13 protein-coding genes are annotated in these 17,597 nt (G+C 32.4%); 2 read left to right on the top strand and 11 right to left on the bottom strand.

The features are described from left to right. Window positions 1-5: 5 nt before the first annotated feature. Window positions 6-1,226: a DNA adenine methylase gene (locus tag NCCP133_RS19950; protein WP_234978445.1), complete on the bottom strand. Its 1,221-nt coding sequence runs from the start codon at window positions 1,224-1,226 to the stop codon at window positions 6-8. 194 nt (window positions 1,227-1,420) lie between these two features. Here NCCP133_RS19950 and NCCP133_RS19945 point away from each other — a divergent pair, with 194 nt between their 5' ends. Next, window positions 1,421-2,419: a DUF4365 domain-containing protein gene (locus NCCP133_RS19945; RefSeq protein WP_071396662.1), complete on the top strand. Its 999-nt coding sequence runs from the start codon at window positions 1,421-1,423 to the stop codon at window positions 2,417-2,419. A gap of 318 nt (window positions 2,420-2,737) precedes the next feature. Here NCCP133_RS19945 and NCCP133_RS19940 read toward each other — a convergent pair whose 3' ends face one another. Further along, on the bottom strand, window positions 2,738-3,331 hold the full coding sequence (locus NCCP133_RS19940) for a hypothetical protein (RefSeq protein ID WP_071396663.1): 594 nt from the start codon (window positions 3,329-3,331) through the stop codon (window positions 2,738-2,740). A 308-nt stretch (window positions 3,332-3,639) separates the two neighbouring features. Here NCCP133_RS19940 and NCCP133_RS19935 point away from each other — a divergent pair, with 308 nt between their 5' ends. Further along, entirely contained in the window at window positions 3,640-6,255 is a 2,616-nt protein-coding gene (locus NCCP133_RS19935; protein ID WP_071396664.1) for a TrlF family AAA-like ATPase, read from the top strand. Window positions 6,256-6,288: 33 nt separating this feature from the next. Here the strand turns inward: NCCP133_RS19935 and NCCP133_RS19930 are convergent, their stop codons facing one another. From NCCP133_RS19930 to NCCP133_RS19890, 9 genes are all read right to left on the bottom strand, one after another. Beyond that, complete coding sequence (locus NCCP133_RS19930) at window positions 6,289-7,266, bottom strand: hypothetical protein (protein ID WP_106495392.1); 978 nt, start codon at window positions 7,264-7,266, stop codon at window positions 6,289-6,291. Window positions 7,267-7,358: 92 nt separating this feature from the next. Further along, window positions 7,359-8,003, bottom strand: coding sequence for a hypothetical protein (locus tag NCCP133_RS19925; RefSeq protein ID WP_071396665.1), 645 nt, complete (start codon window positions 8,001-8,003; stop codon window positions 7,359-7,361). A 567-nt stretch (window positions 8,004-8,570) separates the two neighbouring features. Continuing rightward, the gene (locus NCCP133_RS19920; protein WP_071396666.1) at window positions 8,571-8,942 is read right to left on the bottom strand and encodes a hypothetical protein; all 372 of its coding nucleotides are present in this window, start codon (window positions 8,940-8,942) and stop codon (window positions 8,571-8,573) included. Window positions 8,943-9,056: 114 nt separating this feature from the next. After that, window positions 9,057-9,422 carry a hypothetical protein gene (locus tag NCCP133_RS19915; RefSeq protein ID WP_071396667.1) on the bottom strand — a complete coding sequence of 122 codons (366 nt, stop codon included), beginning with the start codon at window positions 9,420-9,422 and terminating at the stop codon, window positions 9,057-9,059. A gap of 242 nt (window positions 9,423-9,664) precedes the next feature. Beyond that, window positions 9,665-10,180, bottom strand: coding sequence for a hypothetical protein (locus NCCP133_RS19910; protein ID WP_071396668.1), 516 nt, complete (start codon window positions 10,178-10,180; stop codon window positions 9,665-9,667). 613 nt (window positions 10,181-10,793) lie between these two features. Next, a complete protein-coding gene (locus NCCP133_RS19905; protein ID WP_106495395.1) occupies window positions 10,794-12,701 on the bottom strand; it encodes a TnsD family Tn7-like transposition protein in 1,908 nt (635 codons plus the stop codon). Window positions 12,702-12,707: 6 nt separating this feature from the next. Next, on the bottom strand, window positions 12,708-14,360 hold the full coding sequence (locus NCCP133_RS19900; protein ID WP_071396670.1) for an ATP-binding protein: 1,653 nt from the start codon (window positions 14,358-14,360) through the stop codon (window positions 12,708-12,710). Beyond that, on the bottom strand, window positions 14,353-16,503 hold the full coding sequence (locus tag NCCP133_RS19895) for a Mu transposase C-terminal domain-containing protein (protein WP_071396671.1): 2,151 nt from the start codon (window positions 16,501-16,503) through the stop codon (window positions 14,353-14,355). The genes NCCP133_RS19900 and NCCP133_RS19895 overlap by 8 nt, the downstream gene beginning before the upstream one ends. Further along, window positions 16,494-17,345 (bottom strand): heteromeric transposase endonuclease subunit TnsA, encoded by an 852-nt coding sequence (locus NCCP133_RS19890; protein WP_071396672.1) that lies wholly within the window; start codon window positions 17,343-17,345, stop codon window positions 16,494-16,496. Before NCCP133_RS19890 ends, NCCP133_RS19895 begins: the two co-directional genes overlap by 10 nt. Window positions 17,346-17,597: the final 252 nt, after the last annotated feature.

Below are 17,597 nucleotides of genomic sequence, written 5' to 3'. Positions count from 1 at the left end.
TTTTATCACCTGCTTATTTCACAAAGATACAGTATTTCCTTATGATCTTCAATGTTTGTTTTTCCAGTAGTATAGGCTTGGAAATCCGTATCAAAAATACTCACCTTACCTCTGGTTTCTAGAATCTCTACTATTTCTTCAGCAGAAATTTTTGCATTTGAACGGCCAACACCTTTTTGTGCCATATTGTTATAAGAAACAAGAATATACTTACCAGAGATATTCGAAATTAAGTCTTCAAAAGCCTGAGTAGCCTTCATAGTACAATAATCACTCTTAATATGAGAACGGTTTATCATTTTTTTGGCAACTCCTGAAACTTCAGGTTTCTTCCATTCTGCGATATTCTCTAGGAGGTGATAAGCATCTCCATATTGACGTGAGTTATAAGGAGTGTCTATATAAATCAAGTCTGCACTTATTTTTCTAACTAATTGGTTCGCATCCTCGTTAAATATTCTATTTCCTTTATTATAATGATCATTAAATTTTGGTACTAAAAGTTTAATTTCTTTCAAAGAATCTAATTTTCTTCTATAAGCGTCATAATGCCCCACTGTATTAGCAACTTTATCCATAGCATAGAGCAATGAAGTAATAAGGGTTGCTTTTTCACGAAAATTAATTTCCTCTGATAATCTCTCAATTTCTTCCCTAATATAGCCTATTTTTTTAGCATTATATTCTGAAAAATAAGTACCACCATAATGTTTTGATACATAGTTATCTTCAGTAGGCTCAGCGTCATTAAATTGTTTAATTATACTCTGTATCTTTTTATAATCAATTTTTTCGTCACTAAACCATGTCCAATATGCTAAGTGATTTGAGTACAAAATATCATTAACAATTATGTTTTTGCCGGCAATGTTAAATCTATCAGCAACTACACCTGTTCCACCAAAAATATCTGCCACAGTGTTTACATTTATACAATTCTCATTAACAACCTTCCATATGAATTCTAATAATTTATATTTACTGCCTAAATATCTACGATTTTTGATATTCAATTTTATATCATTTTCAATTGGTAGAGACAGTTGCTTCTCTTTTTTTCTAATTACATTTGTTATTTCACTTACGTGTTGTTCAGTCCACATTCTCCAGCCTCTCCAATCTTTCTTAGGGGCAGAAATATCTCCAATTTTCACCCAATTGTAGAGTGTTTGCCTTGTTAGATTAAATTGTTCTAATAATTCTTTAGTACGTATTTGTTGGTTCATTTCCCCACCCCATTTACGCATCACCGCATCGTTCTATTTTTACTATTTCGATTATATCATCAACTAGAAGGCAATTAAACGTTTTTTTCTGTCGAATTTTAGAGAATGTTAATGGCATGCTTCATAAAAGCCATGATGTTATACTTTTAAAAAGATGAATCCTTTTTTGATATAAAGAACTTATGGAGGTAGTCATGGGATTTCCAAGGTTTGATGGTAATAAAGGAAGCAAAGGAGTAAATTTAGTAGAGAGAAAGGTTATAGAGGAGTTGGGCTGGATATTTAGAGAGCAGCCTACACAAGATTATGGAATTGACGGTCATATGGAAATCGTTGACGATGAATATGTAACTGGAAGACTTGTCGCTATTCAGATAAAAGCAGGAAAAAGTTATTTGAAAGAGGAAATAAGTACAGGGTTTGTATTTAGAGGTAAAATAGAACATTACAACTATTGGAACAACCATTCATTACCTGTTATTTTGATATTGTGTGACCTTGAAAATGATACTTGCTATTGGGAACAAATTAATAAAGATACTGTAGAATTAATCTCAGACACTAGTTGGAAAGTCACTGTTCCAAAGGAACAAATAATAAATCAAGAGTCCTTATCTAGTCTAAAATATATTGCCGAGAATACCACAGATTATGAAAGACGCTTAAATTCATTAGTTCTATCAAGAACTTGGATGGAGGAACTAATGAATGGAAATAAAGTAATTTTGGAATCAGACGAATGGATAAACAAAACATCTGGGAGAGGATCCTTAGTTTTGAAAGTTATAGAATCAGATACGGAATATGAGAAAGTTGTCCTGAACTGGCCAATGGTATTCTTCCCTTTCGAAAGTTATGAAGATGTATTTCCAGAATTGTTTCCTTGGGCAAATTTCTCAGTTGATGAAGATTTTTATGAAGAATATGATGAAGCAGAATTACTTGCCGATAATGCTGTTTGGGATAAGGAAGAAGGAGAGTACATAGTATTTGGAGATATACAAGAGTGGAAACAGGAACGCACTGATATTAGACCTTATGCTATTCTTTCTGGGGAAGTAGCATCTTATCGACTATACTTAAGTCTCAATGAACTTGGGAGTTCGTTTTTACTCTTAGACAACTATCTAAGAAATGGGTTTGAGAAAAGGGACTCTGAAAAAAACAATAATAAACACGATAATTGGTTTTAATAAATGACTATTCTCTGTTCTGGGAATAGTCTTAATTTCTTTTTGATACTGAGATCCCATAGTTCATAACCCATTTTAAACCTACCTAAAGGCTCTATTTTGCAAAGTTTTATTAAGCCAGCACCTAAATGTGTGTTATGTAATTTAAAATTGATTCTAGGGCTATTTTAAAGCCCATTTTATGCATATTCGGGACAGGCTTCGTCTTTTGTTAATTCTCTTTCCAAAAATTAAATAAAAAAAGACAAAGCCCTCACAAAAAAGGCTTTTAATTAAAGTTCTAAAATAGAAGGAAATCTAATTGTGAAATAAAACATTTTACCAATCACCTATTTTATCTAATTTTGAAAATGCCTCAGAATTTACTACAAGTTTTCCTTCACTCTTATTAATTAAGTTAAAACCAACAAGATATACATTAATTCTACTCATTTGAACTCTATTTGTATGTTTTGCTCTCTTTCCATATCTTTCTTCATATAGGGCTACCCATTCATTAAATAAATCTTTATTATATTTTGGCGCATTCTTATGAATTAGGTATAAAAGTTCTAAAAATCCAAAGTAACTATAAATAAAACCTTTAGATAAATAACTTATATCTTTAGTTTGCAGGTAATTTTCACTCATATTAGTCAATTTAACTATCTTATTACTTTGCCTTAGTAGATTTGCTCTTTCTAATATAGGTCTAACGTTAAATGCTGTATTAAAGGAAACTCCAAAAGTTTCCATTATTATAGTTGTTAATTGTTCATGATTAATTTCTTCATGCTCTTTTACTATTAGTAAGATTGCCTCTATATCCTCAACTAAAGTGTCATTCTTTCTTGGAATTGCTAATATTGATTTATACCTATCAACAGATTCTTCTATATCATTTTTTATTTTAGTTAGTATTAAATTTGTCATTATTCCCCACCCTCACGTACTTACTAAAATCCATACTATCCTGATTAATATTTCAAATTTTTGTACAATTTTTAGCAGTCAAAATTCTGCATAGACCACTAATGACAAAAGCAATCCAAGTTATAAATATGTGATATTCAAATATAGTTATCACTAATCAATGTAAAAAGCATAATAGACATATATTTATACTCGAATTTATTATTCTTTAACTGTACTATATATCCTTTTTAATTATCAATATAATAATGTCGAATATAGTCGGTGCCTGTTATAATTTTCCTATAAGTCTATTAGGAGGGTTTTATGTGAATAGTTATTTTGCGAAATTTTACAAGTGTGCATTACAAGTAAATCCTTTTGATTATATTAAATATAGAGGGAAAGAACATTCCTTTACTGAAGAAGAATATAATCACAGTATTTACGAAAATTGTATTAAAGAAGGCATTAAGGTTGTTGGACTTGCTAATCACGGTGATGTTCAAAATTCAAAGTCTCTCAGAAATTACCTACAAGAAAGAGATATTGTCGTTTTTCCCGGTTTTGAAATCTCCACTTCAGAGAGAGTACATATTGTATGCCTGTTTGATGAAAGTACGAATGAACTCCAATTAGAAAGGTATCTTGGCTCCTTAGAACTTACTGATACAAACGACGGTATTTCACCAAGTAAATTAAGTTTTATCCAAATTGCACAAAAGATAGAAGAATTGGGTGGTTTTTGGTATGCCGCCCATGTAACACAAGATAATGGCGTATTGAAACTTCATCAATACCCTATTTGGCAATCTAGATTTTTAAAAGCGGCACAAATTCCAGCAAAACGTCATGAAGTAGAAGACAAATTTATTAATATTTTAAAGAATAAAGACCCCAACTACAAAAAAGACACATCCTTTGCTTTGATAAATGCAAAAGACGTAAGTAAACCTGAAGATATATTAATAGAGACTGCAAGTTGTCTGGTTAAAATGTCTGAACCAAATTTCAAATCTTTTAAATTAGCCTTTCAAGATCCTGAAGCAAGAGTAAGACTTACTTCTGATTTAAATGAGGTTCATCAAACTTCAATTGATCAAATAAATATTTTTGGGGGTTATCTCGATGATTTTGAGATAAAATTATCACCTAATTTAAATACCATTATTGGTGGACGCGGTACTGGTAAATCCACATTGATTGAATTAATTAGATACGCACTAGACCAAAAACCTAAAGGAAAAGACGCCAAAAAGACATTTGATAATATTATAGAGGCAAATCTTGGTGCGGGTGGTAGAGTAGAACTTTTGGTAACCTCACATAAGCAATTTGGTAAACAGTTTAAAATAATTAAACGGTTCAACAGTCCTATCGCTATTATGAATCTTGATGGTACAAAGTCAAAACTAGAAATACATGACATTCTTCCTAACATTGAGATATATAGCCAAAACGAAGTTGTTGAGATAACTGACAGTGAAAATGCAAAATTACAAATTTTAAATCGCTTTTTGGGTAAGCATAACAGTTTTGAACAGGCTAAAGAGGAGAAAAAAGGTAGTTTAAGGAAAAATGCATCTCTCCTTTTAGAAAAATTAGAACGATTTGATGAACTATCTTCCAAGATAAATAAACTACCGAGTTTAAAGGAAAAACAAAGAACCTACGACGAACTTGGTATATCACAAAAATTGAATATTCAAGGACAAATAACAACTGAAGAGAGATATATCCTAACTTGTAAAGAAAATATAAAAAAACATTCTCTTCAGATTCAAAAAGCAGCAATCCCTTTTAATGATGAGTTTATTGAAAAGACCAAAAATGGTAGTATTTTTAAAGATTTGAAGCGGGAAATTAATGATTTCAACGAGCGGATTGAGCACCTTCTAGCCCAATACACTGACATAAAATTATCTACTTTAACTGCCCTTGATTCTTTAAGTGAGAAATGGCTAGTTGAAAAACAAGGTGCTGAAGTTGAAATTAAAAAAGCAATAAAATCATTAGGGGATCTAAATGGACAGAATGGTCAAGATATTGCGAAAGAATATTCCAATACTTTGGAACAAATAGCGAGCATAGAACCTCTTACTCAAGAACTCTCGCTATTAGAACAGGAAATTAGTGATTTAGAATATGAAAGGGATAACTTAAGAGAACAATTAAATGTTATAAAAGATACAGAACTTGACACGCTTAGAAAAGCAGTAAAAAAAATCAACAATAAAAAGTTACAGGGTAAAGTTAAAATAGAAATATATCCTAAGAAAAATCGAGATTTTTTAATAAACTTCTTAGCACAAGAAAAAGGTCTCGGAGTTCAGGGGCTGAAGTGGCTTGAAGAGATAGAAACTTTTGATATAACTAGTTTTATAGAAAATGTCAAAAATGGTAAAGATGCTTTATATAACGCTTACAAGTCATATGGTTTACAGCAAAATAGAGCAGAAATTATATCAGCAATGAGCAAAGAACGGATTTTAGAATTGGAGATTATTGATTTACCAAATATTATTGACATACAACTCAATGTATCCTCAGGTAAAGAGGAAAAATATAAGTCTTTAGATAAATTATCAAAAGGACAACAATGTACAGCAGTGTTAAATATACTTATGTTAGAAAATGAAGATCCTTTAATTGTAGACCAACCAGAAGATAATCTGGATAATGCATATATTGCAAATAATTTAGTAAAAGGTTTAAGGGAACTAAAAATTAATAGACAATTTTTATTTGCAACTCATAATGCTAATCTTCCTGTTTTTGGAGATGCGGAACTAATTGGTGTAATGGAAGAAAACGAAGGTACAGGCTGCGTCAATGAAGAGTGTTTAGGTTCAGTTGATAATAACTACGTAAAAGAAGCAGTTGTAAATACATTAGAAGGCGGAAGTATGGCCTTTATCATGCGGAAAGAAAAATATAACATATAATACTATAATCCCTCTAAATCTAATTAGAGGGATTCATTCTCTATATTTATATGCAAGATTAATGTATGGCTCAATTTGACAGAAGTTCTTTACCCACTCAAGACGTATATATGCTTCATGTGGATACTTTGTATATTCATAATCCTTTCTTGGATATTTAATACCTATTTCTTTATCTATCTTGTCTTGAATTTCTAAACCTAACCTTAAATCCTTCTCTCCAATATGGAGTATTAAACATCTTTGTCTTGCAGTTGTTAGAGTAGCAAACTTTGTTTTCCCCACCCTTTTGTAGCCTATTCCATTACTTGTCCCTGCATCTACAACATTAAATTCTTCATTAGCCCAAATATAAGCATCTATTTTTCTTGCAAGTTCTCTTGCTTTTGATTTCTCAAACTTCAAAAAAAAATATTCTTTTGACTTTTGCTTGTCACCTATACTATTAATGTTACAAAACTCCTCAAACTGAAATAATAAAAAGCAGGTAACTAAATCATTTTTCCTTTCAAAGCATTGACTTTGCTTCTTAAAGAAGTTCCTAATTTCTTTCCACGTTATGATTATTGGTTTATTTTTTACTATTTGTTCATTTGCAAAGTTCTTTTTATGCCTATTTAATTGCTCTTGTTCTAAATATGAGTTAAAACCTATTTTGTTTTCAATCAATAGAGAAACACTATCAGAGATTATTGCTCCATCAGGTATACCATATTTCTTAGACGCTCCTGCCTTTAATATGTTACTTTCTGCAATTCCGACTACTGCAGCAATTGATGAAACATTTGAGAGTGCTGAACTTAATTGATAACGGTATTCATAATTCTCCATATAAGCGCCTTCAATCCCTAACATCTTTATAAAAGATGTAGTCAACTCAGGAGATGAATGTTGTAATACATTTAAAAATGCTTTTGTTACATTATTTTCAACCTGAAGTATATGTGTCTCTTCGGAACTGTTTTTAGTCTGTCCCCTATAGTAATGAAATATATTTTGGTAAATAGACATATTTTCACTCTTTCTTCGAATCTTTAATCTGCTTTATACCTTTTCTAGATATGAAAGGTATTGAAATACAGTTTAGTTCTTTACATTAGAGTTTAGGTTCCAATTAGTTCAGTAAACCAATAGTCACCATATGAATCCCAGTTGAAAAAGTAATCTTTATTAAGGGTAAAATCAATACCATACCCTCCAACAGGCGTTGAAAAGTTGGCACCTGAATTTATTCTTGTGCCATCAGATATATCATAAGCCCAACACTTTGCATTCTTATTTAAAGGATAAACTGATGTTCTGTAATTAGACATAACTAAACTTATACCTATATCAGCAATATTTTGACTGCAATATTGTTCAAGTAAAAATAGATCATAATAAACATCTTTCATAAAAATATCATGTGCTCCTCTTGGTCTTCCTGAAGAGGCAAATTCTTTGTAGCATTTCAACTCTATTGCAATTGTATACGTTGACAAATCCAAATCAGTACCTTTTATTAATATATCTATTTCTTTTGTTTTACCATTAACAAAGCATGTTGACTCCAATTCTATTTCTATTTTCTGTCTTTCATTAAAAATAATTAGCGGTATGAATTGTTGCAGAATATATGCATACTTTAATTGCATTGATGCCTCTTTATTAATTTTTATTAACCCACTTCCAACTTTTTGAGAAAATATTTTCCATGAGTAACTAACAATACCCCTTAACCGTTCAAAAAAGTTCTCGCTTAATACCATTTTATAATCACCTTTTTTAGTAGGATGTTTCCATAATATAACAGGAAATATTATTAATTTGAAGTATAAACAATAACCTAATTAGAAGTCACAACTAAAATTTTACTTTATAATTAAATAAAAATCTTTTTATAACCTCGAAAAGGAGAATTTTTATGACTCAGCGAAGAGACCACATAATAAATATTCTGGCAAAAAAATATTATGAATTTCTTTGTTGTCTTAAATATAATGAATCAGTGAATTTTAATTTCTAAAGGAAAAAATATCAATCATTTTAAGCGTTTTATTTAGGACGCAATATCCATCACTTAATCATGTTCAAAAGTGATTCTAGAGCCATTTAAAAGAATAATTTTTAAAGGATTATATTCCTAATATAACGCAAAAAAGACAGGTTATTTACCTATCTTTTTTTACGATAATAGTATTTAGTAATTTGTAGTATAAGGTTGATACCAGAGGAGCGGGATCTTTTAGTCAACTATGTTTATAGATATTTCTCCCATGAGATCATTCTAATCTGTCTTTAGTTCATCATTTATATCTACAATTTTTGCTATTCACCTAATATTTACTTAACATTTCTTTTTGGTAATCAATTATGCTGTAGATATAATTAAGTTCCTCTAAATTACAGTAATACTTATGTCCATCTTCAACAGAGATTTGCACAGGATAGTGTTCACTTGACTTATCTACTTTTACATCAATAAAACCATAAACTCCTGAATGGACAATGTCACAAATATCCTCAACGTAAAAGTTTCTAAGAACCATTATCAAATCCCTCCTGTTAAGAATGAATTCTTCTAAATCACCACCAGTATGAAGTTCTAATAGCACCGTATTGCCTGTTGCATATGTTATAGTTACCCTTGATGCACTATTATAAAAATCATTAATTTCTACTAATTCTTCTACACTTAATTTAAGCAATATTACCACCTCCTTTACCCTTTACTTCAAGATTAAGTCGATTATTACTGCATTTTTAGAACAAGAATTTTATCAACACATTCGGGAATTTAATCAATTAAAAAGACAAGGATTTCACTCCTCGTCTTCTTTCAAATAAATAGGATTCAATTTTTCAGCCAGTTTTAGACACTCGAAAATCGCATCATCAACTAGAATGTACTCGCTCAAAATGGCATCTATATTTTGCTTAAGACCTTCAAAGGTTGCAAAAACATTGTCTCTAATCTCTGTATTGAAAACTTCGGTTAAAGAATTCTCTTTATTAACCTTTGCTAGCCTTTTGTCGAACACAAATAAAAAGTACTGATATTGAGCGAACCCCTTGTACTGCTTCCAGTTGATTTTTTTAAAGCGTGTAATAATAAATTGATAATCTTCGTGATGGAATTCAACAATTTCATTTTCCATTGGTTTTCTTGAGTGATTTGTTTGCTGCAAGTGTATCTCCTCCATTATCTTATGAAAATTTATACATGACGACTCTTCCAGATAATGAAGGAAAAACCTTGATTTTTGAAATGAATTTACAAATTGCTTAAAATTGATTTTCCAGCAATATTTCAACCCTTTAAGACCTTTATGCCGGGTTTATTTTTTAGTTATTTCTAGCAGAAAAGAAATAGGTATTTATACCTATCCATCGTTCTAAACCATTTTTACTTTCTAGTATTCTTAGCAAATTAAATAACGAGCATGAAATTATCAATTTTATCTTCAATATCATATTTATCATTTAGGTCTGTATAGTTTTTTAATAGTTTCTGGATTTCTTCTTTACTCAAAGCATCTAATAAAACATCTTTGAAATCCTGATATTCTTCCTCATCATCTTCCTCAATGTATGTATATTCATCTACATAATCAACTAAATCCCATTTTATATACTTTAAAAGTTCCTCTTCGTTATCAAATAAATCCCTGAATCCTACTTTTTCTGCTTGAATTAAAATGTCACCCTCGTTTTCATCAAAAATAGTTATGGAAAAACCATTATCTTCAAGGTGTTTATATAGTTGGAACGGGGACAGTTCATTGAATTGATTTAATGGGAAATCATATTCATCTACTCCTGAAACAGTATTCAAACCTACCCGATAGCATCTTCCCTCCTCAGTAATTACAATTTTTTGTCCATGGACTCCATGAATGTATTCTAAAATGAAATCTTTACTATCCTTTATTTTAATTTCTTTCATAATATATCATCCTCCTTTTCTGGCCGTTTACACGGGTGTTCACCTTCCCATCGTGTAACTGTACGTTCGTTCCCGTATTCCCCTAATGTACAATTAAACGTCCTCCACCTCCTTTTTTTAATGTGGAAAATAACTCCGTATTAGGAACGGAACTGGTTACTTTTTTTATCAATTTGTTCACTAAGTTAGTTGTATCATAAATTCCAAAAGACAATATCGATATAAATAGAAATTCTTGATGGGATATTTTCATTTGGCTATTATATTAAATCGTGAAAATAGTGAAATTAAATATCTTATTATCAATATCTATTTTTATCAGGAAACGCCATTTAAAAGGGGGTTATTTTTAATCCTATACAATCATATAAGGAAACCCTTAACTAAAATTATAGAGCCAATTCCCCCTACATTTTTCAGTGATTTAATACTAAATAGACTATTGCAATAAGATATTTAGAATTACTATATATCAGAACGGATGAAGTAATTTTTGATTAACTAATAATAAAAAAGAGCAAGATAGAAAATTACTTCCTAGTCTTACTCTTCTTTCTTACTGTTATAAAATTTACTAACCTAACCATGAAAAATTAAAGCGATATATACCTATTTAACGAACCCATAGGCACAAGTTATTCTTCTCAATAATTAATTTTATTGCTTCTTCCTGAAGGTCTTTCTGGAAGTTTTCCCTAATCCCCGCCTTTCGATATATTCTCCATAAAGATAAATCCTGACCGTCTTTCTCTAACTCTTGTACTGCCCATTGTAACCTTCTAATTTGAAAATCCTTAATACTCTCAGTTTTGTCATTCAAATACGCTTTTGTCATTGGTAGTTTATCAAGGTGTTTTTCCAATAATGGTCTAATTCCAATTCTACTACCTACTGAACTTATCGTAATACGTACGGGCTTCCCGACAGTCAACATATCATTGACTGCAATTCTTACATTTTCGTAAATTTCCTCGTCCCGTTGCTCCCAGTCAACCCTATGATTATCGTTGACTGTTGATTTTATTTTAGGGGAGTTTCGATTCAACCAGTTCCTATCATTTCGGTACAGCCATGTAAACACTCTATTGTTAAGTTGGCGTAATTCTGTTTTACTGCTGTGCGGATACTGTTTTATTAAATTCAGCCATTCTCTTCTGAAACTTTCTTTCTTCTCAACAGAAGAATCTTCCTCATTGATATTTACAATTTTTTGATCTTCCCCACCTCTTTTTAACCAGTATGTTTTCAAATCTAATTTCTTCGCATATTTTTTGACTGTGGCTGGGTCTACAGCCAATTGCCTTGCCGTTTCCCTTAAACTTAGTCTTTGATTAGTAAGTTTCTTTAATTTGTTTTCCCATACAGAGCCAAAATGCTTAATCTTTGTTATTTTATATCTGTCTTTTTCTTCACGATCAGGGCCCGTTCTGAGGTAAACAAAGCCGCAATCACATATAAAAACACCAATAGGACTTTTACTATCTGCACCATACTTTAATTCCATATCGTTAATCACAGGTTTTAAATAATGGCTAGCAGCAGAATTCAAACATGGCCATGGTCTCTCTCCAAAGGGCTTGTACTCAATTTTTTTATTAAAAATATGTGAAGGAGAAATCCCCAAAAAATGTGTAAATAAAAGATGTCTGATAGGATGGCTTGATTTATTGTTTCTCCGAATCATTTCATATAGCCAATTACTATTACTATTGAAATCAATGTCGGATTGAACCATTTTTAAAAATCTATGACCATAGAAATTCACGAATGATTCTAACAACTCCTTTTGTTTTATCCTACCGTTTATATTTGCAATCCCAAGTTCTTTTAGCCTATTGATATACTGTCCTTTAAACCACTTTAATGATTTATTTTCCATTTTGTTATTTAACAGATAATCAATATCCTGTGCAATATTGATTGCCTTATCCATGATATTGTCAGGGTAATTTAACTTAGGGTAATTTATTTTGCAAGTTTCTGGAGTGGCTAATCTATAATCATGTTTGTTATAACCCCTAACAGGGACTTGGCTATCATAAAGCGGGGTGTTATGCTCTGGACAAACAAGAACTCCCGGTATTTGATGAATTCTATGCCAATACATTTCTCCAAGATTATACATCTCCTCATCGGCACATTTGGGGCAAAATTTAAAGTACTGATTAAACTTAACTGAACTTGCCATCAAACCAATTCTATTGTAAATACTGCCCCCCTTGTCCCCAATCATAGATTCCTTAACTTTAGCAGCATGTTCAGAAGACAGGAAAGCAGCGTAGAATGGATACAGTGTATGATTTGCAATTAAGTATTCTGGCGTATAATGATGGCCAACAGGAAGGTTTTCCATAATACGATAGATATGAGAAGGCAAGTCCATTATTGCTGTAATACTGTCCGTACCGTATATATCCTTTTGTGTGGCTTTAATACTGACGTTTCCACTACGAACGTGGTATCTCGCCAAAACGCTATATAAAAGTTCATCTTTATACGGTACTGGAAAGAAGGTCATCATTTCACATCACCCTGTCTGACCGAAATCGTATTCATAACTCTTGATAAAACCCCCATTACCAAGACCTTCATAGGCTGTTTTGTTTTCCTTACGACATTCAACAACTAAGGTCCTTATATCATTCTCTACAGAAGATTCTTCTTTCTTTCGTTTTTTATTTCGTTTAGTTGAAGCGGATATACCCTGTATGGTCTTAACAACCAGTTCGTTGATATCCAAATTCGCCTCTTTTTCAGTAATTTCTTCTACAACCTTTTGAACCTCGGTAGGTTCAAAATCCAATTCTATAAGTTTCAAAATTGCCTTTTCTTTTATTGAAATACTCATTTCTTGTTCTTTTTTCTTTTGTGTTCTTTTTATTGCCTCCATCTTCATTTGCAAATCAACAGAAGCCCTTTCTTTTTCCATAAATCCTAAAAAATCTACGTCCACTGTACTGATATCTTCAAACTTTGCAATCTTACTAATGTTGCCCGACTTCAAAGCCTGAATCATTGGCCTAACAAGTTGCAAATGCTTACTAGCCACCTGACTAATTGTTTCTGGCATTATTTCTTCTCTTTCCATCATAATGGCCTCAATTTGAGCCATGGCATAAAGTTTTACAGCGATATCAATAATACCTTGGCTTTCCTCATACAGGATATTTTTAAAATCATCCGTTAAAGGAATCTGTTTTCTTGTCCATTGATAGCCCCAAAGAGCATTAATCAATAAATCCCAGTTTTGGTCGTTTTTCAACCTATCCCAAATCATATCCCCTTGACCACTTCCCCGTCTTGCCTGTCTAAATTCGCTTTGCAAAATAGACAATCCAGCGGGTGTTCCTACTAAAATAACTGGAACTCCAATTGTATTAACTAGTGTTACAAAAAAGTTCAGCATCTTCTGATCCCCACCACTTTTGGCTTTACTTAAATGCTGAATCTCGTCTATAACTAAAACGCCCAGCCCTGTGTTTCTCGCTATTTGAGACATAATCACCAACATATCATTTATAGTTTTTCTACCTAGGCCAAATTTTTTATGATACTCTGTTCCTAATAAATCGTCTACCTTACGGAAAAATTCCAAGGCTAGTCCTCTCAAGGAAGAATCAAATGGGCAATCAAGTTTAAGCCATACAAGTTGATACATACTGAAATTTACTCCATTATAGTCTTTATGAACAATGACTTGAGGGTATAAAGATAAAATCCTATTTAAAGCCGTTGTTTTTCCCATGCCACTTACACCGATTATCGTAAATCCTGCTGCTGTTGTTCTAAAAACACTATTATTGCTTAATTCACTTTGCAATCCGTTGATATTTCGATGCCCTTCCTGCAAGCCCTGTGCATATCCGGTTCGAAAAGGATTTCTTGCCAAATATCCCTGCCGAATAACTCTGGAAATTCTACTTTCCAAATCCAAGTGTATCCATAACGGCTGAAAACATTGGAATAATCTTTGTACCAAATGAATGCGATAATGTTTATCTAGCATTCTTGCTTTTGAATTGTATTCGGCATATATAGCCATTTTTTCAATGGCTTCCTCTGTAGAAAGGATAGAGGGAAGTGCTTCAATGAAGGGATTCCCTCTATATTCCTCAATAACCTGTTCCCCGTATTCAGCGACAACAGCATCACAACCATTTGGAATGATGACTCTATTCATCTTTTTTATTTAAAGCCTCCTTCTGCTTTCTCAACAACAAATCATACCCTGTATCCCTCATACTTTCAGATTGATTAAAAGGAACAACCTCTGAGTTTTCTATATTACTTTTATTTAATTCAAAGGCCTCTTCTTCACGTTGAATCATTTTTTCAACAGTACGGTTTTCTCGTATGCTTCCAATCTTGCTTCTATTACTGGTTTGATTCGTTTGATTTTGAGATGTTTTCTGTTTAGCCTGATTTACAATTTCCTCGATTTCAGTATTTAAATCAACTTTTGACTGTATTGTCTTCTCCTTGTGTTGCCTTTCTTTCAGTTTCTCGTATTCTAGCAAATAATCGACTTCTTCAACTACCTTGCCCTTATAACGTTGTTGATGTTCCAATAAAAAACATTTATCAAAACTCAAACCATCTTCAGCCCGTAAATATATATAATCCATATTTCTTGGATCATAACTTATTTCAATTTTCCAAGTCCCCCGATTCCGTGCTTTTTCAAACCACCTTTCCTTTAAGGACTGTTTTGAACCATATAGTAACCCTTTATACGCAATCCCTTTTGCAGTTACAGTAGCCTTGCCCGTTGGCATGAGATTAAGTTTTACAATATCTTCTGAAGCATGACGTAACTTTCCAGATTTGTTGTTTATCCCCCATTCCCAAAGTTGTATTGGAATAGACTCTATGCCGTCCTCCACCATCATTTCTTCACGCTGATAGTTTGTAAGATAATGTTGATTATTATGATATAAAACACATTTAATAATCACTTGAGTAAACTGGTAAATATCCAATTGTGCTTCCAAACGGTAATCACGATCCCCACGTTCTTTAACAGGCTTTACTGAACCCGGCAGAAAAGCCTTCGTTCTTGTATTGGTCACTCGGAAATGCTGTTCAATTATTCCCTTTAAATCAGCCCTGTAAGAGGGTGTATTTAGAATTTTTATTCCGAAGTTATTAATTAGGGGCTCAACTTTACTTCCCTCTAATTCTCCTCGGTCAGCCAAAATAGATTCTGGAAGATGTGCTGCAGGCCACTCATGTTTTTCAATCTCAATTCCGAAGTCCCGACAAAAACTAACTTTATCAGAGGCAGCATTAGCCAAAGCCATCATTGCACCAGCCCAAGATGGACCTTCCAATCCAATATATAGACCTACGATCATTCTGCTATAAACATCCATTACAGAATAAATTACAGGTCGTCCAATTATCCAATCACGATTAAATCTTGATAACAGGTACAAGTCGCCTACCGTTGCATCAATCTGATAAACTGCACCGGGACCTAATGCTTCGGTTGTAGACTCCCCAATAATTGCTCTATGATTTTGGTCATAGTTTTTTCGACCTTTTCTTTGGCTGATTTCCTTTTTTATGTCTCTTTCCTTTTCAAACCAATATCTAAATTGATTTAGTGAAGGTAACTCTCCATAGGATTTTATTACGGGTATTTCTACTTTTCCTTTCACTTTACTGTCCATGCTAAAATAATCTTTTAACATTAATTCGTAGGTAAGAGTTAGTGATTTTTCAGCAGAGGAGTAATAATGCTTGTTTATAGCAGACCTAAATATTTTTTTAATATTTTCATCAATATTTATTCCTTCTCCTGTAACCTGTCCATGCTTTCTAGGCCTTCCTCTTTTTATTTCACTTGCCCTCTTTTCCTTACCCTTACCCCCACAGAGATAATAATCAGGTAAAAGGGCATTTTTGGTTTTACCGCGTTGCCAATACTTCTTTAAGTAGCGAATAACTGTACTTTCATGAACATTGTGGACTTCACATATTTTTAGAATTAATTTTCTCCTTTCTGCTGAGTGGTAAACAAATGGTTCTAACTTCACGATATCCTTTATGATCTCCCAAGCATTGTCACGTAAGGACAGATGCTTTTCAGGAATATCATTTTCATTTATCAACCGTCTGAAAGGGTCTTTTTCAACAATAACCATGCTACCCTTGTTAAGTCCGTCTTCTACTTCTGAAATATTCATTTCATAGGGCAGAGAGATGGAATGAATATTAAAAAAGTACCCATAATCATGTGCTTTATTAAGCCATAATACCCTTTCAACTACTTTCTCGTTTTCTGACGTAGTAAAGGAAATAAGATTATTCACTACAAGCATTTTCTTTTTGCCTCCTCATGCGTAATTCGTGGCTTTACTTCAATTATTGGGTTGGATAGATTTACATTAATTTGATTAGTCATATCTATTCCAATCTGTTTTGAAGCAATTAAGAACTTGAACACAAATAACCCTGTACCCGAATCGTTATTAAACTCCTTGTCAAAATCAGCAGTTATCTTTCTAACTGAATGCTTGGCATCTATTAATCTTTCTATTAAAGCGTTACCTAAATAAATCAGTTCATCCTGTGTAAAGCCTCTTTCAGCATATGAAAATAAGGAAGAATGCACCCATTCAATATTTTTTGCAACCACATTAGAAATTTCTTTTTGCGTAACAACTCCCCAGTCTATTCCTTTTTCCGTCCAATATCGGCGTTCAATTTCTAATCTTTCTAATGTCATTTTCTTCTCAAGTTCCGAAGCCATTTTTATGCTTCTTGCTAAATACAAATTAACTCCATCGGCTCTATTTATTGTTATTAAGAAATTAGTACTTAGTGTATATGGGTATCCACTTTCCTTATCTGTAAAAAGTTTAAAATTCAAATCTGATTTCTGTTGTATAGTATCTTCAAGATCCAATAGGGGAAAATGTTCTCGTATGTCCACAACCGCATCTTCCCACTCCAACATATAAAAGTATCGAGCCTGCAAATCCGAAAATAAATGATGTACCCTACCACTCTTCCACCCAAGTATTCTTGATACCCGCCCCATAGAAGGAAAATCCTGAATAGTCAACCACGGTTTATATTCCTTACCTGCTCCTTGTCCTCGTCCTTCTTTAACAAACCGATTATATTTATTCTCATTCCAAGATTGATTACGTTTTGTCATACTCCACTTCCTCTACTGCATTATGTATCTAGTACTCTAGTGAATTTTTAGTAACTCGATTCTAACGGGCCGGTTAGACACATTCAATATCCCCCAGCAATCTTTTTTATGATTTTAAGAGAACATTATTATCATTCTTCTAACACCTAAGATATTTACTGCAAATAAGTTTTTGTAACTATGTTAAATTAGAATAAAGTTTGCAGAAACGAGTAAATACGTCCATCCCTTGCCATATATAGCCTCAAAGGC

This window comes from Cytobacillus sp. NCCP-133 (genome assembly GCF_026011715.1).
Classification (GTDB): domain Bacteria; phylum Bacillota; class Bacilli; order Bacillales; family Cytobacillaceae; genus Cytobacillus.
The sequence above is the reverse complement of the archived record's forward strand: the minus strand, read 5'-3'. Positions and strand labels throughout refer to the sequence as shown.